At 69.1% G+C, this 20006-nt stretch carries 21 protein-coding genes; 13 read left to right on the top strand and 8 right to left on the bottom strand.

What is annotated here, in order from left to right; translation table 11 throughout:
- The 5 genes from ACFQ9K_RS42120 to ACFQ9K_RS42100 form a co-directional block, all read left to right on the top strand.
- Positions 1-296 (top strand): hypothetical protein (locus ACFQ9K_RS42120; protein ID WP_378984436.1); only part of this gene is annotated, 296 nt, incomplete at its 5' end.
- Positions 287-1471 (top strand): sensor histidine kinase, encoded by a 1185-nt coding sequence (locus tag ACFQ9K_RS42115; protein WP_378720556.1) that lies wholly within the window; start codon positions 287-289, stop codon positions 1469-1471. The genes ACFQ9K_RS42120 and ACFQ9K_RS42115, both read left to right, overlap by 10 nt.
- 128 nt (positions 1472-1599) lie before the next feature.
- The gene (locus ACFQ9K_RS42110; protein WP_378720557.1) at positions 1600-2205 is read left to right on the top strand and encodes a response regulator; all 606 of its coding nucleotides are present in this window, start codon (positions 1600-1602) and stop codon (positions 2203-2205) included.
- A 151-nt stretch (positions 2206-2356) separates the two neighbouring features.
- Entirely contained in the window at positions 2357-2929 is a 573-nt protein-coding gene (locus tag ACFQ9K_RS42105) for a methyltransferase family protein (RefSeq protein ID WP_378720559.1), read from the top strand.
- 109 nt (positions 2930-3038) lie between these two features.
- Positions 3039-3314, top strand: coding sequence for a YggT family protein (locus tag ACFQ9K_RS42100; RefSeq protein WP_378720560.1), 276 nt, complete (start codon positions 3039-3041; stop codon positions 3312-3314).
- Here the strand turns inward: ACFQ9K_RS42100 and ACFQ9K_RS42095 are convergent.
- Positions 3304-3927: a TetR/AcrR family transcriptional regulator gene (locus ACFQ9K_RS42095; protein ID WP_378720561.1), complete on the bottom strand. Its 624-nt coding sequence runs from the start codon at positions 3925-3927 to the stop codon at positions 3304-3306. The two genes, ACFQ9K_RS42100 and ACFQ9K_RS42095, sit on opposite strands and share 11 nt — an antisense overlap.
- A 103-nt stretch (positions 3928-4030) precedes the next feature.
- Between ACFQ9K_RS42095 and ACFQ9K_RS42090 the strand changes: the two genes are divergently transcribed.
- The gene (locus ACFQ9K_RS42090) at positions 4031-5005 is read left to right on the top strand and encodes a hypothetical protein (RefSeq protein ID WP_378720562.1); all 975 of its coding nucleotides are present in this window, start codon (positions 4031-4033) and stop codon (positions 5003-5005) included.
- 107 nt (positions 5006-5112) lie between these two features.
- Here the strand turns inward: ACFQ9K_RS42090 and ACFQ9K_RS42085 are convergent, their stop codons facing one another.
- The 3 genes from ACFQ9K_RS42085 to ACFQ9K_RS42075 all read right to left on the bottom strand — a co-directional run bounded on the left by ACFQ9K_RS42085 (position 5113) and on the right by ACFQ9K_RS42075 (position 7036).
- Positions 5113-6096 (bottom strand): hypothetical protein, encoded by a 984-nt coding sequence (locus tag ACFQ9K_RS42085; protein WP_378720563.1) that lies wholly within the window; start codon positions 6094-6096, stop codon positions 5113-5115.
- A gap of 139 nt (positions 6097-6235) precedes the next feature.
- Positions 6236-6682 (bottom strand): Fur family transcriptional regulator, encoded by a 447-nt coding sequence (locus tag ACFQ9K_RS42080; RefSeq protein ID WP_378720564.1) that lies wholly within the window; start codon positions 6680-6682, stop codon positions 6236-6238.
- 3 nt (positions 6683-6685) lie between these two features.
- Entirely contained in the window at positions 6686-7036 is a 351-nt protein-coding gene (locus tag ACFQ9K_RS42075) for an ArsR/SmtB family transcription factor (protein ID WP_378720565.1), read from the bottom strand.
- A 224-nt stretch (positions 7037-7260) separates the two neighbouring features.
- Here ACFQ9K_RS42075 and ACFQ9K_RS42070 point away from each other — a divergent pair, with 224 nt between their 5' ends.
- Positions 7261-8652, top strand: a complete 1392-nt coding sequence (locus tag ACFQ9K_RS42070) for a glycine--tRNA ligase (RefSeq protein WP_378720566.1) — start codon at positions 7261-7263, stop codon at positions 8650-8652.
- A gap of 52 nt (positions 8653-8704) precedes the next feature.
- Here ACFQ9K_RS42070 and ACFQ9K_RS42065 read toward each other — a convergent pair whose 3' ends face one another.
- A complete protein-coding gene (locus ACFQ9K_RS42065; protein WP_378720567.1) occupies positions 8705-9154 on the bottom strand; it encodes a DUF1707 domain-containing protein in 450 nt (149 codons plus the stop codon).
- 143 nt (positions 9155-9297) lie between these two features.
- Here ACFQ9K_RS42065 and ACFQ9K_RS42060 point away from each other — a divergent pair, with 143 nt between their 5' ends.
- Positions 9298-10218: an NADP-dependent oxidoreductase gene (locus ACFQ9K_RS42060; RefSeq protein ID WP_378720569.1), complete on the top strand. Its 921-nt coding sequence runs from the start codon at positions 9298-9300 to the stop codon at positions 10216-10218.
- Positions 10219-10320: 102 nt separating this feature from the next.
- On the opposite strand, the gene ACFQ9K_RS42055 is transcribed toward ACFQ9K_RS42060, so the two are convergent.
- Complete coding sequence (locus tag ACFQ9K_RS42055) at positions 10321-10926, bottom strand: TenA family protein (protein WP_378720570.1); 606 nt, start codon at positions 10924-10926, stop codon at positions 10321-10323.
- Between the two features lie 62 nt (positions 10927-10988).
- On the opposite strand from ACFQ9K_RS42055, the gene ACFQ9K_RS42050 reads away from it, so the two are divergent.
- Entirely contained in the window at positions 10989-12257 is a 1269-nt protein-coding gene (locus tag ACFQ9K_RS42050; protein ID WP_378720571.1) for an acyltransferase, read from the top strand.
- Between the two features lie 255 nt (positions 12258-12512).
- Positions 12513-13958 (top strand): molybdopterin-dependent oxidoreductase, encoded by a 1446-nt coding sequence (locus tag ACFQ9K_RS42045; RefSeq protein WP_378720572.1) that lies wholly within the window; start codon positions 12513-12515, stop codon positions 13956-13958.
- Between the two features lie 260 nt (positions 13959-14218).
- Here the strand turns inward: ACFQ9K_RS42045 and ACFQ9K_RS42040 are convergent, their stop codons facing one another.
- Both ACFQ9K_RS42040 and ACFQ9K_RS42035 read right to left on the bottom strand, forming a co-directional pair.
- Positions 14219-15037 carry a MerR family transcriptional regulator gene (locus tag ACFQ9K_RS42040; RefSeq protein WP_378720573.1) on the bottom strand — a complete coding sequence of 273 codons (819 nt, stop codon included), beginning with the start codon at positions 15035-15037 and terminating at the stop codon, positions 14219-14221.
- A gap of 46 nt (positions 15038-15083) precedes the next feature.
- Positions 15084-17063, bottom strand: a complete 1980-nt coding sequence (locus tag ACFQ9K_RS42035; RefSeq protein ID WP_378720574.1) for a TPM domain-containing protein — start codon at positions 17061-17063, stop codon at positions 15084-15086.
- A 101-nt stretch (positions 17064-17164) separates the two neighbouring features.
- On the opposite strand from ACFQ9K_RS42035, the gene ACFQ9K_RS42030 reads away from it, so the two are divergent.
- The 3 genes from ACFQ9K_RS42030 to ACFQ9K_RS42020 all read left to right on the top strand — a co-directional run bounded on the left by ACFQ9K_RS42030 (position 17165) and on the right by ACFQ9K_RS42020 (position 19874).
- The gene (locus tag ACFQ9K_RS42030; RefSeq protein ID WP_378720575.1) at positions 17165-17842 is read left to right on the top strand and encodes an MBL fold metallo-hydrolase; all 678 of its coding nucleotides are present in this window, start codon (positions 17165-17167) and stop codon (positions 17840-17842) included.
- 92 nt (positions 17843-17934) lie between these two features.
- Complete coding sequence (locus ACFQ9K_RS42025) at positions 17935-18615, top strand: YdcF family protein (protein WP_378720576.1); 681 nt, start codon at positions 17935-17937, stop codon at positions 18613-18615.
- Complete coding sequence (locus tag ACFQ9K_RS42020) at positions 18615-19874, top strand: deoxyguanosinetriphosphate triphosphohydrolase (protein WP_378720577.1); 1260 nt, start codon at positions 18615-18617, stop codon at positions 19872-19874. Before ACFQ9K_RS42025 ends, ACFQ9K_RS42020 begins: the two co-directional genes overlap by 1 nt.
- The last annotated feature ends 132 nt before the right edge of the window (positions 19875-20006 follow it).

The raw sequence follows: 20006 nt of genomic DNA, 5'->3' as shown, positions 1-20006 counted from the left end.
CGGCGGGGCGGCGCGCCCCGGGGGGGGGGGCCCCCACCGCCGCGTTGCCGGTCACGGCGGACGCGGAGCCGCTCGGCATCCGGGATCGGTTGGCGATGCTCGACGCGACGGCTCGTCTCGATTCCGTCGGTCGCCGGGATGTCGAGCAGGGCCGGACGTGCGGGAGCGCCGTGCTGCCGAAGACGATGTCCGGACTGCCGGCCGAGCCGGGTTCGGTAGCGTCTGTGCTCGTGATCGACCGCGCGCGACAGCTCCCTCGCGATCCGTCGCATGCCTGGGGTGTGGCATGGGCGTGACGTCGTGGTCCGCGTCCCTGCGCGCGGGCGGTGCGCTGGGCCTCATCGACAGCTTGGTCACCGAGGGCGGGCCGACGGCGACCAGCAGGCGCCGGCGCGGGTGGTTCGGCGCGCTGATGGCGGTCGCCTGGATGTCCTTCATGATCGGGCCGGTGGCGCAGAGCTGGTCGGACGATGGCCCGCTGCGGGGCGCGCTCGCGACCACGGTGCTGCTCGGATACGCGCTGCTGGTCGTCGGTTCGTTCGTCGTCTTCGGCCGACGCGGACGGGGCGAGCCGGTGCTGGAGCGGCCGACCGATCCCCGGCTGTGGTTGTTCCTGGCCGCGATGGTCGCGTGCACGGTCGCGCTGGTCGCACTGGTCGGTCCGGTCGCCCTGCCCGCCGCGAGTTTCGTCGCGGTGACCGCGATCTTCCACATGCCCGGGCGCGAGTCCGGCTACGTGGCCGTCGCGGTCGCGTTGTTGCTGATGCTCACGCCGCTGGCCATCCCGAGCCTGTCGGGCATGCCGTTCTGGCTCGGTCTCATCCCGTTGGGGATCTGGGTGGCCAGGCAGCTGGGCCTGCGCGGCGAACGGCTGGCGGAGCTGGCTAGGCGGCAACGGGCCGAGCTGGACATCGTAGAGGAACGCAACCGGGTGGCGCGGGACGTGCACGACATTCTCGGCCACTCGCTGACCGTGATCACGGTGAAAACCGAACTCGCGCAACGGCTCATCGATGTCGACCTGACCCGGGCGCGGACCGAGCTGGCCGATATCGAGCGGCTGGCGCGCGAGGCGCTGGCCGGGGTGCGCGACACCGTCGGCGGATTGCGTGAGGTCACGCTGCGTGGCGAACTCGCCAATGCGCGAACGGCTTTGGCGGCCGCGGACATCGCCGCGGAGCTGCCCGAAGACGCGCGGCTGCCGGAGACATCGCACAGCGAGCTGTTCGGCTGGGTGCTCCGCGAGGCGATCACCAACGTGATCCGGCACAGCGCGGCCCGGCACTGCACGGTGCGGGTCACGGCCGACAGCATCGAGGTGTCCGATGACGGTCGCGGCCTCGGGGTGAGCGGTGAGTCCAGCTCGGGGCTCGCCGGTCTGCGCGAGCGCGTCCGTGCCGCAGGCGGCACGCTGACGCTGTCCGCGCCGAAGGAAGGAGGCGTCCGTGTCCGCGCGACCGTCCCGGTGTGAACCAGCGGCACACGCCTCGATTTCCCGCACACGCAATCGCATGCGATTCGGTCTGCGGGAATCGAAGGGTATGCGTATTCGGTTGTGGTCCCGTGGTGCGGGGCGATTCGAGGTAGGAAGTGGGGCAGATGATTCGGCTGTTGCTTGCCGATGATCAGGCGCTGGTGCGGGGGGCGCTCGCGGCGTTGCTGGGGCTGGAGTCCGATCTGGAGGTGGTCGGGGAGGTGGGGCGCGGTGACGAAGTGGTCGATGCCGTTGCTCGCACGAAGCCCGACGTGGTGCTGCTCGATGTGGAAATGCCCGGGCTGGACGGCATCTCGGTCGCCGCGCAGTTGCATGCCAGCCATCCCGAGGTGCGGGTGTTGATGGTGACGACCTTCGGCAGGCCAGGCTACCTTCGCCGGGCGATCGATTCGGGTGCCAGCGGGTTCGTGGTAAAAGACACTCCGGCAAGGGAATTGGCCGACGCTGTGCGGCGGGTCCAGATGGGCCTGCGGGTGGTCGATCCCGCGCTGGCCGCCGAAACCCTCACCGCCGGAACGTCCCCGCTGACCGAACGCGAACGCGAGGTCCTGTCGGCCGCCGCGGACGGCGCGACCGCGGGCGCCATCGCCAAACAACTGCACCTCTCCGAGGGGACCGTTCGGAACCACCTGTCCGCCGCCATCGGCAAAACAGGCACCACCACCCGCGCCGAAGCCGTCCGCGCCGCCGAACGTCTCGGCTGGCTCTAACCGCCGGGGGGCGGCGAGCGCACCGAGGGTGGTCACCGCGGCGGATCGCCAGGCCGGCCGGCGAATCGGGGAAGTTCCTGATGCGCCGCATCGCTTTTACTGGTTTGCTCGCAGTACCGGCGACACGGGACCGGCCTGAGGAGCGAATGTGGTGAACGCGATCGAAGCCACCACCTGGGTGTGGCTGGCGCTCGAGATCGGCTTGCGCATACGAGATCGATTGCGCCGCACGGGTTCTACCGCGCAGGACGGCGGCACCCGGTTGACCCTGGTGATCGTCGTCGCGGCCGCCGCCACCCTCGCCCTGTTCGTCGCGGACTTCCTGCCCGCGGACAGCGTGTTCCAGTTCCCCGGTGCCCACCTGCCGTGGCAGATCGCCGGGACCGCGATCATGTGGCTGGGGCTGGTCGTGCGGATCTGGGCGATCGTCGTGCTCGGTAGTTCGTTCCGCACGACCGTCGAGGTCGACAGCGATCAGGCGGTGGTCGATCGAGGCCCGTACCGGTGGGTGCGCCACCCGTCCTACACCGGGATTCTGCTGGTCATGGTCGGCCTGGGCCTGGCCGCGGCCAACTGGATATCGTTGGTCGTCGCCGTCGCCCTGCCGATCTATGCTCTCGGCCGACGGATCGACGTCGAAGAGAAGGCGTTGGTCGAGACCCTCGGCCGCGCCTACGAGGAGTATCGGACCAGCACCAAACGGCTCGTTCCCGGCCTGTGGTGAGCCGCTCGCTGATAGTCATCTGAGAATCCGGCAAACGCGACACTTTCGACCCCGCCCACCGCGTTGACACTGGTGAGAAGGCCAACGCGGCCACACGAAGGAGTTCGGAATGAGCCTCATCGGCACCCTGATCGGTTACGCCCTGACCGTGTTCATCGTGTTGCTGCTCGCACGGATGGTGTTCGACTGGATGGCCGCCCTCGGCAACAGCCCCAGCTGGGCCACCCGTCCCCGCGAGCTGACGCACGCCGCCACCGAGCCGGTGATCGCGCCGGTGCGGCGGGTGCTCCAGCCGATCCGGGCCGGCGGCCTGTCCATCGACCTGGCCTTCACTGCGGTGTTCATCGCCGCGCTGGTGCTGCGGGCCATCGCGTTCAGCTTCTGACCTCGCCGCGGGCGGCGGGGCCGTCGTAGGCGAGCAGCGTGCGCAGACCGCGGGCCAGGGTGTCCGGTTCGAGATCGCCGATGAGCAAGTGCTGCAACATGAATCCGGGCAGCACGCCCATGAGGGCGGTGGCCGTCGCGTGCGTGTCCGCGTCGGCCGGGAGCCAGCCCGCGTCGCGCATGCGCTCGGTGTATTCGTAGCAGAGGGTCCGGATGCCCAGGATCGCCTGCTTGACGTACTCGGCCGCATCGATGTTCACCAGCGCCAGCGCCCACGCCTGCGGGGCCAGTCGCACCGGGCCGTCTGGCCCGCTGTTCGCGACCATGTGCTCGGCCATCGCGGCGACGAATCGGTCCGGCGTCGGCAGCGGATCGGTGTGGATCAGCTCGGTCATCAGGGCGCGCAGCGGCACCGTGGTCTGGGTGGCGAGCGCCGCGATGAGGTCGTCTTTGCTCTTGAAGTAGCGGTAGACGGCGCCGGCGGACAGCCCTGACTCGGCGAAGACGTCCTGCATGGACGTCTCGTGGAAGCCCTTGCGGGCAAAGCAGAGGCGAGCGGCATCGAGGATCTGCTGCCTGCGGCGTTCCAGGTGTTCTTCGCTGACTCTGGGCATGCTCATAAAGTAAAACGAACATCCGTTCTTGACAAGGTGCGGGGGGAGCGCGACGATGTCTCCCAGTTAAAGAAAACGGTCATTCGATTTACGGGAGAACGTCATGACCACAACCCAGCGAGCGCTCGCCGCCGGTGTCGGCGCCGCCCTGCTCCAAGCGCTGATGCTGATCGCCTTCGCCTGGCCCGCCGCCAATATCGCCCCGCGCGATCTGCCCATCGCCGTCACCGGCCCGCAGGCCGACATGGTCGTGACCCAGCTCGCCGGGCACGATCCGGACGCCTTCGCCATCGCCCGACCGGCCGACGAGGCCGCCGCGCGCGCCGCCATCGGGGACCGGGAGGTGTACGGCGCCATCGTCACCGGCGACGGACCGCCGCGCGTCCTGATCGCCTCCGCCGCGAGTCCGGCTGTCGCGCAACAACTCACGCAGATCGGCCAGCAGCTGGCCGGGGGACCGGCCGCCCGGGTCGAGGATGTGGTGGCCGCCGATCCCGACGATCCGCGCGGCACCGCGTTCGGCGCGATGGTGCTGCCGCTGGCCCTGTCCGGCATCGCCGCGGGCGTGCTACTCAGCCTGCTGATCCCGACGGTCGGTGGCAAAGCCCTGGGGCTGGTCACCTTCGGCGTGACCGGCGGCCTGCTGAGCATGGAGATCATCCACGGCTGGATGTCGGTGGTCCCGGGCTCCTACCTCGAACTGTCCGCGGTAGCCGGCCTGGTCTCGTTCGCCGTCTCGGGCGCGGTAGTCGGCCTCTCCACCGCAATCGGCCGAGCGGGCATCGGCATAGCAGCACTGACCATGCTGCTCATCGGCAACCCGTTCTCCGCCGCCACCTCGGCCCCCGAGCTCCTCCCGCAGCCCTGGGGCGCCATCGGCCAGCTCCTCCCGCCCGGCGCCGCCGCCTCCCTGCTCCGCTCGGTCGCTTTCTTCGACGGCGCAGGCGCCACCAAACCCCTTGTCGTACTACTGATCTGGGCCCTATCCGCTCTCGCCCTGCTCGCCCTCGGCGCCCTACGCACCCGCCGCCCCGCCGAAGCCCCCACCTCCACCCCGGTCCCCGTCGCCGCCGGCTGACCGTACGAAGCCGCACACCCCCTGATTTCCGGCATACGCAATCGCATGCGATTCGATGTGCGGGAAATCAGGGGGTGTGCGTGTGTTTCGAGGTGGGCGGCGCGGGGTCAGTTGATGGTGAAGGGGAGGGTGGGGGCGGTGGGGGCGCCCTCTTCCTTCTGGCTGTTGTAAGTCAGGATGTAGTTGCCGGTGGCGGGGGTGGGGACGACGAATACGACGTAGTTCTTCGCGTTGTCGATGGTTTTGCCGGCGTCGAGGAGTTCGTTGATCGGGCTGCGGTCGTCGGCGACGATGCTCTGGCCGTCGGGGGTCTTCAGGGAGAAGTATTCGGTGAAGATGTTGCTGCCGCCGGCCGGGATTCCTGATCCGCCGGTGATCGTGATGTGCAGGGCGAGTTCGTCTTTGCCGCGCTCGCCCTTGGTGTAGCTGGGGCTGAGCTTGCCCGCGGTCACCTGGATGGTGGTCTGGTCCTGCACCAGCGTGCCGGTGACGGGGAGCGTCTTCGGTTGCACGCTGTCCACCTTGCCCGCGGTGCTGAGCGGGATCTTGGTCTGGTTGTCCGCGGCCTGCCCGTACACCACGGTCATCGTGTCGATCAGATGCTCGGCGTCCTTCGCGGACTTGACCGACGTGGTCACCTTGCCGGTCGCCGAACCGCCGCCGGGCACCGTCGGGTTGTCCCACGATGCGCCGCCGTCGACCTCGCTGCCGACCAGCAGCGAGGTGTTGTTGCTCATCGTCTTGTTGTCGAGCGTGGTGTTCTTGTAGGTGATATCGATCAGCACCTTCGCGCCGCCGAAGTCGTCCGGCACCACGGTCGCCTTGTTGACGGTGATGTCGAAACCTTCGAACCAGCCGGTCTTGCCGACGGTGCGCACCGTCGACTGGCCCGCACCCGAATTGCTGCCCGGCGAGCCGTTGGCGACCACGCTGGTGGCCGGTGTCGCCGAGACCGGTGTCGCCGTGCCGTTCTTGTCATTGCAGGCGGTCAGGGCCAGCGTGGCCGTGCCGAGCAGCGCCACCGCGGCTGCGGCGGTGCGGATTCGGCGGCTACGGGCCGGAACTACGGATGAAAGCAAGGTCGTGCGCACGGCTGAGCCTCCCGGAAGATGTGCGACCCCAGAGCGCGACACCCGGGTAGGCCGGGCGTTCGTGGGTTCGCGTTGAAATCTGCACGGGCAGGCTCGGTGTTAACCAGGGCTCGGTCCGCTGAGTGAACCGAAGCGTGGACTACATCGTGGTCCGGCCGTCCCCATGATCGGCCGACGCACAGGACGCGCAGGTGCCGAACACCTCCATGGTGTGGCTGACCTCGGTGAACCCGTGCTCACGGGCGATCGCGCCCGCCCAGGCCTCCACGGTCGGCCCCTCCACCTCGACGGTGCGCCCGCAGTGCCGGCAGACCAGATGGTGATGGTGCCCGGTGGAACACTGGCGATAAACGGACTCGCCGGAGTCGGTGCGCAACACGTCGACCAGGCCGGCATCGGCCAGCGACTGGAGCGTGCGATAGACGGTGGTCAGCCCGATGCCCTCGCCGCGCTTGCGCAGCTCGTCGTGCAGTTCCTGGGCGGACCGGAACTCCTCGATGTCACCGAGCAGCGCCGCGATGGCGCTGCGCTGCCTGGTGCTGCGGATGCCGACCGGCTTCTGCGGAACGACACTGTTCTCTGGCACGAATTACCCTTCCTCGGCGTGCGCGACGGCGTCGACCACGATATGCGCGAGATGGTCGTCGACGAGTTCGTAGAGCACCTCGCGACCGGACCGCTCGCCGTGGACCACGCCCGCGGACTTGAGGATGCGCAGATGCTGGCTGACCAGCGGCTGGGTCACCCCGAGCGCGTCGACCAGCTCGTGCACACAGCGCGGCGACTCGCGTAACTGCAGCACGATGGCGATGCGGACCGGAGCGGCCAGGGCGCGCAGCAGCTCGCCCGCGTCCTCCAGGACGGTCCGGGCGGGAACCGGCGCGGGCGCGGGCGCACGATACGGGTTGTGCGGATGGGTGGTGGCGGTCTCGGCGGTCATGGCACCAACTCCTTATTGGAAAGCGATCCCATTTTGATATGCACAGTTGCGCATGTCAAACGGACGCGCCGGTGCTCGCGCGTCCACCCGGACACGGACAGCGGTTGCCCGTGCGGTGGAACGTCGGGTGGGCAGGGCCGATAGTCTGTCTTCGTATCGTTGCGTCCTCGCAAAACAATGGCCTGAACGCACAATCCGACTCGTAGTGGATGGAGAATTCTCGAGTGGCACCCAAGTCGAAGGTGGACACCGTTGCCAACCTCGCCAAGCGCCGGGGTCTGGTGTACCCGAGCGGTGAGATCTACGGAGGCACCAAGTCGGCCTGGGACTACGGTCCGCTGGGCGTCGAACTCAAGGAGAACATCAAGCGCCAGTGGTGGCGTTCGATGGTCACCAGCCGCGAGGACATCGTCGGCCTCGACTCGTCGGTGATCCTGCCGCGCCAGGTCTGGGTGGCCTCGGGTCACGTCGGCGTGTTCAACGATCCGCTGGTCGAGTGCCTGAACTGCCATCACCGCTTCCGGCAGGACCACCTGCAGGAGGCGTACGCGCTCAAGCACAAGATCGACGACCCGGACACGGTCACGATGGACCTGCTCGCGTGCCCGAACTGCGGCACCGTCGGCAAGTGGACCGAGCCGCGCGACTTCAACATGATGCTCAAGACCTACCTCGGCCCGATCGAGTCCGAGGAGGGCATGCACTACCTGCGGCCCGAGACCGCGCAGGGCATCTTCGTCAACTTCGCGAACGTGATGACCACCGCGCGCAAGAAGCCGCCGTTCGGCATCGCCCAGATCGGCAAGAGCTTCCGCAACGAGATCACCCCCGGCAACTTCATCTTCCGCACCCGCGAGTTCGAGCAGATGGAGATGGAGTTCTTCGTCAAGCCCGGCGAGGACGCCGAGTGGCACAAGTACTGGATCGAGACCCGCTTCTCCTGGTACACCGACCTCGGCATCAACCCGGACAACCTGCGGCTCTACGAACACCCGAAGGAAAAGCTGTCGCACTACTCGGCGGGCACCACCGACATCGAGTACCGCTTCGGCTTCCAGGGCAACGAGTGGGGTGAGCTCGAGGGCATTGCCAACCGCACCGACTTCGACCTCAAGACGCACTCCGAGCACTCCGGCACCGAGCTCAGCTTCTTCGACCAGACCACCAATGAGCGCTACGTGCCCTACGTCATCGAGCCCGCGGCCGGCCTGACCCGTTCGCTGATGGCGTTCCTGGTCGACGCGTACGCCGAGGACGAGGCGCCGAATGCCAAGGGCGGCGTGGACACTCGCACGGTGCTGCGCCTGGACCGCAGGCTCGCCCCGGTCAAGGCGGCGGTACTCCCGTTGTCGCGCAACGCGGATCTGACGCCGAAGGCGAAAGACCTTGCCGCGCAACTGCGCCGGAACTGGAACGTGGAGTTCGACGACGCCGGCGCGATCGGCCGCCGCTACCGCAGGCAGGACGAGATCGGCACCCCGTTCTGCATCACCGTCGACTTCGACACCCTCGACGACCAGGCGGTGACCATCCGCGAGCGCGACTCGATGACGCAGGAGCGGATCGCGCTGGACAAGGTGGAGGGCTACCTGGCCCAGCATCTGCTGGGTTCCTGAGCTTCCGGCCGAACGACCCGCACCCGACGATCGGTGCGGGTCGTTCGTCGTCTCAGCGCGTCGGCGGCAGCGGGGGAGTCGGTGGCGTCGGCGGGAGCTGCGGACGTTCCGATTCGGAACCGTTGCCGCGCACCGTGATTCCGATCGCGGTCGGGATGAGCAACGCCATGCCCCACGGCACGGCCACCCAGAACGGCCAGAAATAGCCCGCGCCGGTGGCCACCCAGATCAACAGGGTCAGCATGTTCACGAAAACCCATGGCGTCCACATGATCACGACCCACTGCGGTATCCGCTTCACCTCCCGCGAGCGCGAACCGCGCTGAGCGGGAAGGTCGGCCAGCACCGGATTCAGCTCGCCATAGGTCTTGGCGGCATACACCTGTTGCAGCCGGTCGTCGTATTCGTGCAGCGTCAGCCTGCCCTCGTTCATCGCGTGCCGCAGTTGTTCCACGACCTTCTCGCGGTCGGCATCAGACGCCCGCACATTCTCCGCTCCCACGGTTGTCAGCGTAGGACGGTTCCGGGCGATCCGCCCTCCAATCGCCGGTCTGCCGGTTTCCGGACGTGCTGGCGGGAAATATCCGGGCCGGGTGGTCCGTTGACGCTCGATGTGCCGTTAGTCACCGAATCGAGGAGCTCAGCATGGCAAGAGCGGTGAAGTTCGATCGATATGGCGGGATCGACGAGTTGCGGGTGGTCGAGGTGCCGACGCCGACCGCCGGGCCAGGACAGGTGGTGGTCGCCGTGGTCGCGGCGGGCATCAATCCGGGCGAGGCGTCGATCCGCAGCGGTGCGTTGCACGACCGCTGGCCCTCGACGTTTCCGTCGGGGGAGGGGACCGATTTCGCGGGGCGCGTCGTCGAGCTCGGGGCGGAGGTCGGTGGGATCGAGGTCGGTGCCGAGGTGCTCGGGTTCACCGACGAACGCGCCAGTCACGCGACGCATGTGGTGGTGCCGTTCGCTCAGGTGACGCCCAAGCCCGCCGGGCTGGACTGGGATGTGGCAGGCGCGTTATATGTCGCGGGCACAACGGCTTTCGCGGCCATTCGCGCGGTGGAGGCGAACGCGGGCGACACCGTCGTCGTGTCCGGCGCCGCCGGCGGAGTCGGCTCGATCGCGGTGCAACTGCTGCGCGCGCGTGGGGCCGAGGTGATCGGTATCGCCGGCGAGGGCAATCACGACTGGCTGCGGAAGGTCGGCGTGACGCCGGTGGCGTACGGCGACGGGCTGATCGATCGACTCCGGGCCGCCGCGCCGGACGGTGTGGACGCGTTCATCGATACGTTCGGCGCCGACTACGTGGACATCGCCGTCGAACTCGGCGTCCCGGTGGATCGAATCGACACCATCATCAACTTCGCCGCCGTCGAGAAATACGGCGTGAAAGCCGACGGCAACGCCGCCGCGGGCACCATCGACGTGCTCACCGAACTGGCCGACCTGGTCGCCGCAGGCACCATCGAGGTCCCCATCGCCGCCACCTACCCCCTCGACAAGGTCCAAGACGCATACCGCGAACTCGAACAGCGGCACACCCGCGGCAAGATCGTCCTGCACCCCTGAATTCCCGCACCACTCTTGATTTCCCGCACCTAAAATCGCATGCAATTCTCGGTGCGGAAAATCAGAAGGCGTGCGTGTTCAGCGATGTACGGTGCGGCCTGGTCAGGGGACGTCCCAGAACGCGAGTTCGTGGCGCATGCCTTCGCGGAACAGGGCCTCGGCGCGGTCCGGGTCGGGGCCTGCCTCGTCGATCATTTGGGCGCAGCGGCGGGTGAGGGCGGCGAAGGCGGGGTCGGCGTAGGTGTCGACCCAGCGGCGGTAGCGGGGTTCGGCGGGCGGGTTCTCCGCGAGGCGGGCGCCCAGCGTGGAGTAGCCCCACATGCACGGGTAGAGCGCGACCAGGCCCTCGGCGTAGTCGGCGGCCGAATCGAGCAGGAACGCCGTGTATGCCTCGCACGCAACACCTTTGGTGACGCCACCGAGATCGGCCCCGAACTCCGCGGCCAGCGAGCGGTGCAGGGCCAGCTCGTCGTGATAGGTGGCGTGCGCCAGGTCCACCAGGTCGCCGAGGTGCGCAGGCGGGGCCTGCCAGGCCAGGCGGCTGAACACCCGGACGTAGTCGAGCAGGAAGAGGTAATCCTGCTCCAGCCAGGAACGGAAGACCGGCTCGGGCAGGTCACCCTTGGCTATGCCCGCCACGGTGGGGTGCTCGAGCTGATGTTCGACCAGCGGGCGGCCGAGTTCTTCCAGATGCGCGGCGAGACTCATGCGGTCCAGTCTCGCGCATCCGTTCGTTTGCGCCCCGGCCGGTGTTGCCGCACGCTTGCGAGGTGTTGCGGGATGAGGATGCGGTGGTGCGCGAGTTGGCGCCGTCGGAACAGCGGTTTGTCCGGCACGGCACCTACACGGGCCGGTCGGTGGCGGTAGCGGGCGAGCTCGATGTGGCGGCGTTGAAAGAAGCCTTCGCCGCATTGCAGATGGCGTTTCCGGTGGTGCTGTGCCGGATCGGCGAAGACGAGGAGGGTACGGGATATCTACTGCGCCCGGGGGATTCGCCGATCGAGGCTTCGGTGACCGAGGGCGACGTGGAGACTGTGGGTTTGCCGGCGACGCCGGTGGACCCCGGAACGCAGTTGGCGTATCTGGACGCGGTGGTGTCCGGCGCGGATCGATGGCGGGTCACCTTGTTCGCGCATCACAGCATCGCGGATGCCGGACACTGCGTCGAACTGCTGTCGCGGTTCTGGGGGTGCTATACCGATATCGTCGAATCCACGCCGATAAGCGTTGTGCCGCAGGAGTATCCGCAACCGTTGGAGTGGCACGCGGCGAAGCGGGGGATTGTCGCGGGTTCGGTATCCGGCTTCGAAGCGGTGACCAAGCCGTTGCCGACGGCGACACCGGCTGTGCCCGTTGGCGATCCGGCACCCAGCTCGCTGGCCCGGCCGGAGCGGATTCGGTTCGATGAGGCGACGACAGCGCGGATCGTCGCACTGGGCCATCGTCGGGGCGTCAGCGTGAACGGGTTGATCACGGCCGCACTGCTTCGTGCGTACGCTTCCGAAACCCCCGATGCCACAGGCGGGCCGGTGTCGTTGGGCTGCCTGTACCCGGTGGATATGCGGTCACGGCTCGACCCGCGCGTAGCACCCGCCGAAGGCACCAACATGGCCGGACTCGCGTCGTTCGCCGCCGCGATCGACCCTGCGGAGAGCGTTCTGGAACTGGCCCAACGGATTTCGGAACGACTCAGCACCGACCTGGCCGAGGGCATCGTGCAACAGTCGGTACTGCACTTCCCCGACTTCTACGGCCCGACCCGAATCCACTCCCTGGCCGGCCACATCGCAATCACCAACACCGGCGCCGTACCCCGATTCCGCACCCCCGCCGCCCTCACCCTGACCGACTACGAAATCGTCTACCTCTCCGCCCACCCCAAACCCTCCACCGGCGCCTCCGCCGCAATCACCTTCCTCGTCTACACCTTCCACAGCCAATTGGCCGTAGGCCTACTCGGCGGCGGGACCAGCACGAACAAGCTACTCACCGCGGTCCACAAAGAACTGACCGCGTTATCCGCCGAGGAAATCGAGTAGTTGCCCATCGCCGAAGCAGCTACGCCGCAAGTTCTCCGCGAATAGCCGCAGATGGTCAGCGATGGCGGACGGTCCAGCCGCCGAGTAGCCGTGTCGATAGTCCAGCTCCTCGCCGCGCCCCCCGCATCGGCGATTGCCCGTCGCAGGGGGCGTAGAGCTGGGTGCCGGTGGGTGAAAGGGGGAGGGTCGAGGCTGTCGTTCGGGCAGAATGCTGGGTGACAGCGGACGATCGGGTTGGAAGCGGGTGTGCCAGCGGTGGTGACGAACGGAGACCGGGGCAGTGGGGTCGGTGCGGCCGCGGTCGGGCTGGCCGCGCTGGGGGTGGGCGAGGCGATCGCCGCGACCAGGGGCGGCTCGCTGATCGACACCCTGGGGCGGGCGGCCATCGATGTTGTGCCGGTGCCGGTCGTCGAGGTCGCCGTGGCGAAGTCCGGCCGGCACGACAAGATCGCTACCCGGGTGGGTATCGGCGCGGGGGTGGTCGCGGCGGCCGCCGGGCTGGCCGCCCTGCCGGAGCGGTTGCGCACGCCGGTCACAGTGGCGGCCGGCGCGGGCGCCGCGGCATTGGCGACCCGGCTGCCGACCCGCTCCACCGCCACGGTGGCCGGCGCCGTGGCGGCCGGCGGAGTGCTGGCCGCCGGCTTGCGCAGAAGGCCGCGCGGGCTACTCGGCGGGCTGGCCTGGCTCGCGACGGGCGCGGGAATGTTCGCCGCGGCGCACACCTTGCACCACGACCTGGACCGCAAGCAGGACAACGACATTCGCCGGATCGGCCCGATGGGCGCGCTGGGCGTCGTGCCGCAGGACGGACTCGAAGACGAGCCTGGCTTGTCCCCGTTGGTCACCGCCGCCCGCCGAATGTACGTCGCCGACGTCAATCTGCGCCCGCCGCGGATCGATCCGGACCACTGGCGGCTGTCCGTCACCGGCAAGGTCGCGCATCCCCTGCGCCTGACGCTGAACGAATTGGCCGAAGACGCAGTGGAATTCGACGCTGTCATGGTGTGCGTGCACAACCACCCCGGTGCAGGCCGGGCCGCCAACGGCCGCTGGTTCGGCGTACCGCTGTCCGACCTGCTGAAGCACGCCATCCCCGAATCCGACGCCACCCGCCTGGTCACCAGGGCCGTGGACGGCTACACGATCTCCCTGCCGATCGAGCCACTGCGCTCCGGCGAATGGCCCGGCTACGTGGTCATCGGCATGAACGGCGAACCCCTCACTCCCGCACACGGATTCCCCGCCCGCGTCTTCGTCCCCGGCCTGTACGGCCAGTACACCGGCGCGAAATGGCTCGGCGAACTGGAACTCACCGACGACGAGCACGTCGACTACTGGTGGCGCCGCGGCTGGCCCGCGGGCCCACTCTGGGTGACCCCGCAGGCCCGCATCGACGTCACCGCCCCCGGCCGGGCCGCCGCGGGCACCACCACGCTCGCCGGCGTCGCCTGGGCCCCGCCCCACGGCGTCGCCGGCGTGGACGTCCGCATCGGTGAAGGCGATTGGCGCCCGGCCGATCTCGGCACCGAACTCGCCCCCGCCGCCTGGCGCCGCTGGCGCATCGCGGTAGCACTCCCACCGGGCGAACACCAGGTACAGGCCCGTGCGATCAGCCGCTCCGGCGAAGTCCAGGACGGCCGCCACCGACCACCTTTCCCCACCGGCCCCTCCGGCTTCCACACGATCACCGTCCAGGCCTGACCACCCAAAGCGCCACCGACACAGCCACACCCAGCGCTCTACGCCAACCACCTGCCCCTTGGCGCGCGCCGGGCAAAGCCCTCGGCGAACTGGTCAGCAAGTTGCGGCTGCGGCCGAGTACCTGCGCCTGACCAGAGGCCGTGCTCAGCACGACGCCCGGGAACATGCCGTCACCCCAACGAATCGTTCTCCCAACGAGATCCGCACCGAAGCCGGTGCGGACCTCGAGGGAGTGCCGATCCTGGAACCCGACGCCCCGCCTACTTCGGGACGATCGGTTCCTGGAGTTCGGTGACCCAGCCGCTCGGGTCCTCGGTGTAGACCAGGGTCACCTCGCGGCTGGGGCCGCTCAGCCGGTACCCGTTGTCGTCGACCCAGCGGCCGAGCGCCTGCCAAGGCGCCAGAACCTCGTCCATGCTGCCGCGGTGCACCACCGTGGCGGCCTGAGGCACGGCGGGGAGGTCAACGACCGCGAAATCGTGCCCCTCGGTGCTGTCGAGGTTGACCGGCATTGCGGCGTGCGCGAGCACCGAACCGTCTTCGCGCTCGTCGTAGTACGCGATGGCGTACCCGGCGATCGGTATCCCGGCGTCCTCCAGCCGTTTGCAGACGTCTTCGAACAGCGGCCCGATGACCGGCCCGATCGATTCCGGCTCGAAACTGGCGGCGACAGCGGTCAATTCGGCTACCCGAACCGCCGGGATGGACTTGATCAGCACATCGTGGACAGGCATGGCGCCCTCCTTCTCGATGATGCGGAGCCTCGTCTCGACCTGGACCAGCCTGGCCCGGTCGCCCGCGATGCGCTGCTCGAGCTCGGCCCGGCGCAGGATCAGCATGCCGCGCAGTTCCGCGCCGCTGACCTGGTCGTCCAGAATCTGGCCGACCTGTTCCAGGGTGAAGCCGAGATCCTTCAGTGCGACAAGGCGATTGAGCCGGGCCAGCTGGCCGCCGGAGTAGAAGCGGTACCCGCTGCGCTGGTCGACCCGATCGGGGCGGAGCAACCCGATCGCGTCGTAGTGGCGCAGCATGCGCACCGACACCCGTCCGTGTCTGGCGAAGTCTCCGATGGTGAACATAACGACTCCTGGTCTATGACCTCACACGGTGTCAGGGTCAAGCGCGTCAGAATCGGCCGCCGCGGCTGATTCGCCGGGACCCGCTGGACCCGCCGTAAGAGCCGGCACTCCAGCCGTCGGACCCGGACCGACGGCCGCCGCTCGCGGCTCCGCGCAGCAGTCCGTCGATGAGGATCCCGCCGAGCACGGCGCCCGCCTGCGACGATCCCGACACCGGTTGGGCCGTCTCCCAGGCCCGCACGCTGGCCTGGGCGGCCCGCAACGCGCGTCCGGCGAGGTCGGCGGCGGACTGGGCGCTGGTCAGCGCCTGTGCCGGGTCGGTGGTGCTTTGTTGTTGGGCTGCATCGAGATTGCGCTGCGCCTCGGACAGCCGGGTGCGCGCCTCGGCGTCGATGCCGCCGCGCCGGGTGGTGATGTAGTCCGACGCGGCGCCGACGCGTGCGCGGGCGTCGGTCAGCGCCTGATCGAGCCTGCGTCGCAGGTCCTCCGCGGCGAGCTTGCGGTCGGTGGCGGCGGCGATGGCGCGGTCCAGATCGCCGTCGGCGGCTACCGCGTCGTGGAAGGCGTCGAGCGGATCCGCCGTCGCGGCGGCAGCGGCCTGGTCCAGGATGGTTTGCGCCGTCGCGATCGCGGCGGCGAGTTCCTGCCCGCCGTAACCGGAAAGCTCGGTGGCGGAGGCGATATCGCGACGCAGCTCGTCGAGCACCGCGGGCAGCCCATCGCGGGCCTGCTGAATGTTGGCGGACGCGTTGTCGATTCCGTCGAGCAGCGTGCGCGCCTGGCCGACGGCCGCCTCCGCCGAGCGGATCGCGGCCACCGCCCCGCCCTGCTTGCCCACCGGCTGCGTCAACGCCGCACGTCCCGCATCGATGTTCTGCTCCGCGAAGGTGATTCGTTCACCCGCCATGGTCGCGTTGTCCTGGATCGGGGCGAGCACGCTGGCCGGATGCGCGGCGGTGAGCCGGGACAGCTCCGCCTGAGATGCAGGCAGCCGGCCCTTCAGCTCGACGAGATCCCGGGTCAGCCCGTCCAATCGATCGCCGGCATTGATCAGCAGGTTGCGCATGGCGTCGAATTCGGCCACCTGAGCGTCGAGTTCGCGATCGGCGCGTCCGACCGTGCCGATCAGGTCGACCAGCAGCGTGCGCTGTTCGTCCGGCGTCTCCGGAATGTCGTCGTCGAGCCGCTGCCGGATGGAGAACGCTTTGGACGCAGCGGCTTTCGCATTGTCGAGTGCGGTGGTGAAGGGCAGCGTGGCGGTCGCACCGAACTCGCCGGTCGCCAACTCCAATTCCTCCGCGCTGGTCCGGACCGCGTTGTCGATCTCGACCAGCGCCTCCCGCGAACGCGCGTGCAGTGCCTCCAGCGACAGCGTACCCAGCGCGGTGCTGTTGTCCGGGTCCACCTCGCGCGCCACCGCGAGTTCGGCCTTCGCCCGGTCCCGCCGCCGCTTGCGCGCGAACAGCACCAGCCCGCCCACCACAAGCACAATCAATACGCCGACAACGAGCAGGAATGCGACATTGACGCCGCCGCCCCGCATCGCCGACTGCACTCCGTCCGCGGTCTCCACGCCCGCGTCCGCCCACCGCCCGTCCCGCAGCGCGGGCTCCACGTCCCGCGTCAGCAGACTGTTCAACTCGGAATCGCTGACCCCGCTGGGCAACTCGCCGTAGAACCAGTACGAACGATCCTGCGTGGCAACCGCGAGCAACAGATCCCGGCTACCGAATCCGGACTTCGCCGCCGTCTGCTCCGCCCACGCCTGCGGCCCCAGACCGCCGAAATCGTGCACGTAGACCACCCACAACCGCACCTGCTGGTCGGCGTACAACTCATCCACCGCCGACCGCACCCGGTCGACCTGCCCACCGCTGAGCGCCCTCGCCGAATCGACCACATAGGTGTCCATCCGCAGCGGCGTCTCCGCCACCCCGGCCGGCGCCCCGACCAGCACGGCCCCGGCGAACAACACACCGAGCAGCACCCGGGACGTCCAGCAGGCAACACGATTCGGCAGCGACATGGCACGAATCTAGCGCGCGACCCCGCCGACCGAGCCGAAGACGACCGACCGGGGCGCCCGCGGAATGGCAGGGGTGGGCAGTGGTCGATAGCATCGTCGGTGTGATCACCATCGATCGCCCGTATACCGGTCATGTCTCGCCGGGTTCCGATCCGCAGCAGCGTGACGTCTCGGGTGCCAGCATCGTCAAGCTGTCCGTCGGCGGCATGGACAACAACTGTTATCTGGTGCAGTGCGCGGCCACCGGCGCGGCCCTGCTCATCGACGCCGCGAACGAGGCCGACCGGGTCGAGGAACTCATCGCCTTCGTGGCGCCGGGCCAGGTCGCGATGATCGTCACCACGCATCAGCACCCTGACCACTGGCAGGCGCTGAAGCAGACGACCGCCGCCACCGGCGCGCCCACCGCCGCACACGAACTCGACGCCGGACCCCTCCCGGTCCGCCCCGACCGCCTGCTCGCCGACGGCGACCACATCGTCATCGGTGAGCTGGACCTCGAGGTCATCCACCTCCGCGGCCACACCCCGGGCTCGGTCACCCTCGCCCTCACGGACGGCGACGGCCGGGTCCATCTGTTCACCGGCGACTCCCTGTTTCCCGGTGGTCTCGGCCGCACCACCGACCCGGCGGACTTCGAGTCCCTCTACCGCGACGTCACCACCAAACTCTTCGCCCGCTACCCCGACGACACCGTCGTCTATCCCGGCCACGGCGACGACACCACCCTCGGCGCCGAACGTCCGCAGCTGTCCGAGTGGCGGGAACGCGGCTGGTAGCCGGGATTCGCGCCCACCTGACTCGGGTAGATCCCCGAACAACGCGTGCGTCGCGCACCTACTGGCAGACTTGGGGAGTGGATTCGCCAACGATGCGCGCTCGAGCCGACGCGCCGCCCGGACCCGTGCCGTCGCGAGGGTTCGGCGCGGGAGTGCTGCGTTGGGTCCGGCGGCTCTTCGTCGGCTCGGTGCTGATGGGGTTGGTGCTGGTCGGCGGGACCGCCTTCCGGGTGTGGCAGGTGGCGCGCATCGACGATTACGCGACGGCCGACGCCATCGTGGTGCTCGGCGCCGCGCAATACTCCGGCACCCCGTCGTCGGTGTTCGAGGCACGGCTCGACCAGGCCTATCGGCTGTTCCGGCTCGGGGTGGCGCCGCGCGTGATCACCGTCGGCGGCAAGCAGGAGGGTGACCTCTACACCGAGGCGGCGTCCGGCAAGAACTACCTGCAATCGCGCGGCGTGCCGAGCGACAAGATCCTGGCCGTCGAGACCGGCTCGGACACCCTGCGCAGCATCGAGGCGGTCGCGACCGCCATGCAGGCCCGGGACATGGGCTCCGCGGTGCTGGTCAGCGACCCGTGGCATTCGCTGCGCACCCGCACCATGGCCCGCGACGAGGGTCTCGACGCCTGGACCGCGCCGACCAGGACCGGCCCCGCGGTCTACACCCGTGAATCGCAGGCGCACGGAATCGCCAGGGAGACCGGGGCTCTGCTCTGGTACCAGCTCACCCATTTCGCCGCGGACTTCCGATATACGGCAGGACAGTAGTGGACGGTTATACCGAGCACGATTGCGAACGACTCGTCGCCGAGCGCGCCAAAACCGCCGGATTGGGCCCGCCGCGTAGCGAATTCGAGACCGGCCATCGCACGGAATTCGCGCGCGACCGGGCCAGAGTGCTGCACTCCGCGGCCTTGCGCCGGCTCGCCGACAAGACCCAGGTCATGGGGCCGCGGGACGGCGACACCCCGCGCACCCGGCTCACCCATTCGATCGAGGTCGCTCAGATCGGCCGCAGCATCGCCGATGGTCTCGGCTGCGACGCGGATCTGGTCGATCTGGCCGGGCTCGCCCACGACATCGGTCATCCGCCGTACGGGCACAACGGTGAAAAGGCGCTCGACGTATTCGCCGACGCGCATGGCGGTTTCGAGGGCAACGCGCAGAACCTGCGCATCCTCACCCGCCTCGAACCGAAGGTGCTCGACGCCGACGGGGTCAGCGCGGGGCTGAACCTGACCCGTGCCTCCCTCGACGCGGCGCTCAAATACCCCTGGGGCAGAACGGGTCCCGGAACCAAGTTCGGCGCTTACGACATCGACACCGAGCGGCTCGACTGGATTCGCAAGGGCGCGCCCGAACGCCGCCGCAGCCTGGAATGCCAGATCATGGACTGGTCCGACGACGTCGCGTACTCCGTGCACGACGTCGAGGACGGGGTGATCGCGGGTCGCATCGACCTGCGCGCGCTGGCCGATCCGGTCGAGCAGGAGGCGCTGGCCAGCCTGGGCAGGCACAAGCACTACTCCCTGTCGGCGGACGAATTGGTCGCCGCCGCGCAACGACTGTCCGAGCTACCTGTCGTCGCCGCGGTCACCGTCTACGACGGCACGCTCGCCAGTTCGGTTGCGCTCAAACGCCTCACCAGTGAGCTGGTCGGCCGGTTCGCCACCGCCGCCATCATCGCGACCCGCGAGACCGCGGGCAGCGAGAACCTCTCCCGCTATGGCGCCGACCTCGAGGTCCCGCACGTGGTCGCCGCCGAGGTGGCCGTGCTCAAGACGGTCGCCCTGCGCTACGTCATGTCCGACCCCGACCACAAACTCCGGCAGGCCGCCCAGCGCGACCGCATCCACGCCGTCGCCGAGGGCCTGCTCGCCGCCGCGCCGCACAGCCTCGACCCGATGCTGCTGCCGTGGTGGGACGCCGCCGCCGACGACACCGCGCGGGTGCGCGTGATCGTCGATCAGATCGCGTCCTACACCGAGAGCAGGCTCGAGCGCGTCGCCGCCGAACTCGGCGCCTGAATCCGCCGCGTTCATCCGCCCCCGCCGAGCCCGCACCGATCGGTGTGACGAGAATGACGCGGCGCGCGATCGGATGCGCCGCGCAGGCCGCCGATGCCACCTTCTTCGCGGACGGCCCCGCGGAGTCGCGGT

Origin of the sequence: Nocardia sp. NPDC056564 (assembly GCF_042793755.1) — a bacterium.
Taxonomy (GTDB): domain Bacteria; phylum Actinomycetota; class Actinomycetes; order Mycobacteriales; family Mycobacteriaceae; genus Nocardia.
The sequence above is the reverse complement of the archived record's forward strand: the minus strand, read 5'-3'. Positions and strand labels throughout refer to the sequence as shown.

Coding starts and splice junctions, on each gene's coding strand:
- ACFQ9K_RS42115 (WP_378720556.1), top strand. CDS start 287: ATGGGCGTGACGTCGTGGTCCGCGTCCCTGCGCGCGGGCGGTGCGCTG.
- ACFQ9K_RS42100 (WP_378720560.1), top strand. CDS start 3,039: ATGAGCCTCATCGGCACCCTGATCGGTTACGCCCTGACCGTGTTCATC.
- ACFQ9K_RS42025 (WP_378720576.1), top strand. CDS start 17,935: ATGCGCGCTCGAGCCGACGCGCCGCCCGGACCCGTGCCGTCGCGAGGG.
- ACFQ9K_RS42055 (WP_378720570.1), bottom strand. CDS start 10,926: ATGAGTCTCGCCGCGCATCTGGAAGAACTCGGCCGCCCGCTGGTCGAA.
- ACFQ9K_RS42075 (WP_378720565.1), bottom strand. CDS start 7,036: ATGACCGCCGAGACCGCCACCACCCATCCGCACAACCCGTATCGTGCG.
- ACFQ9K_RS42060 (WP_378720569.1), top strand. CDS start 9,298: ATGGCAAGAGCGGTGAAGTTCGATCGATATGGCGGGATCGACGAGTTG.
- ACFQ9K_RS42035 (WP_378720574.1), bottom strand. CDS start 17,063: ATGTCGCTGCCGAATCGTGTTGCCTGCTGGACGTCCCGGGTGCTGCTC.
- ACFQ9K_RS42040 (WP_378720573.1), bottom strand. CDS start 15,037: ATGTTCACCATCGGAGACTTCGCCAGACACGGACGGGTGTCGGTGCGC.
- ACFQ9K_RS42110 (WP_378720557.1), top strand. CDS start 1,600: ATGATTCGGCTGTTGCTTGCCGATGATCAGGCGCTGGTGCGGGGGGCG.
- ACFQ9K_RS42095 (WP_378720561.1), bottom strand. CDS start 3,927: ATGCCCAGAGTCAGCGAAGAACACCTGGAACGCCGCAGGCAGCAGATC.
- ACFQ9K_RS42090 (WP_378720562.1), top strand. CDS start 4,031: ATGACCACAACCCAGCGAGCGCTCGCCGCCGGTGTCGGCGCCGCCCTG.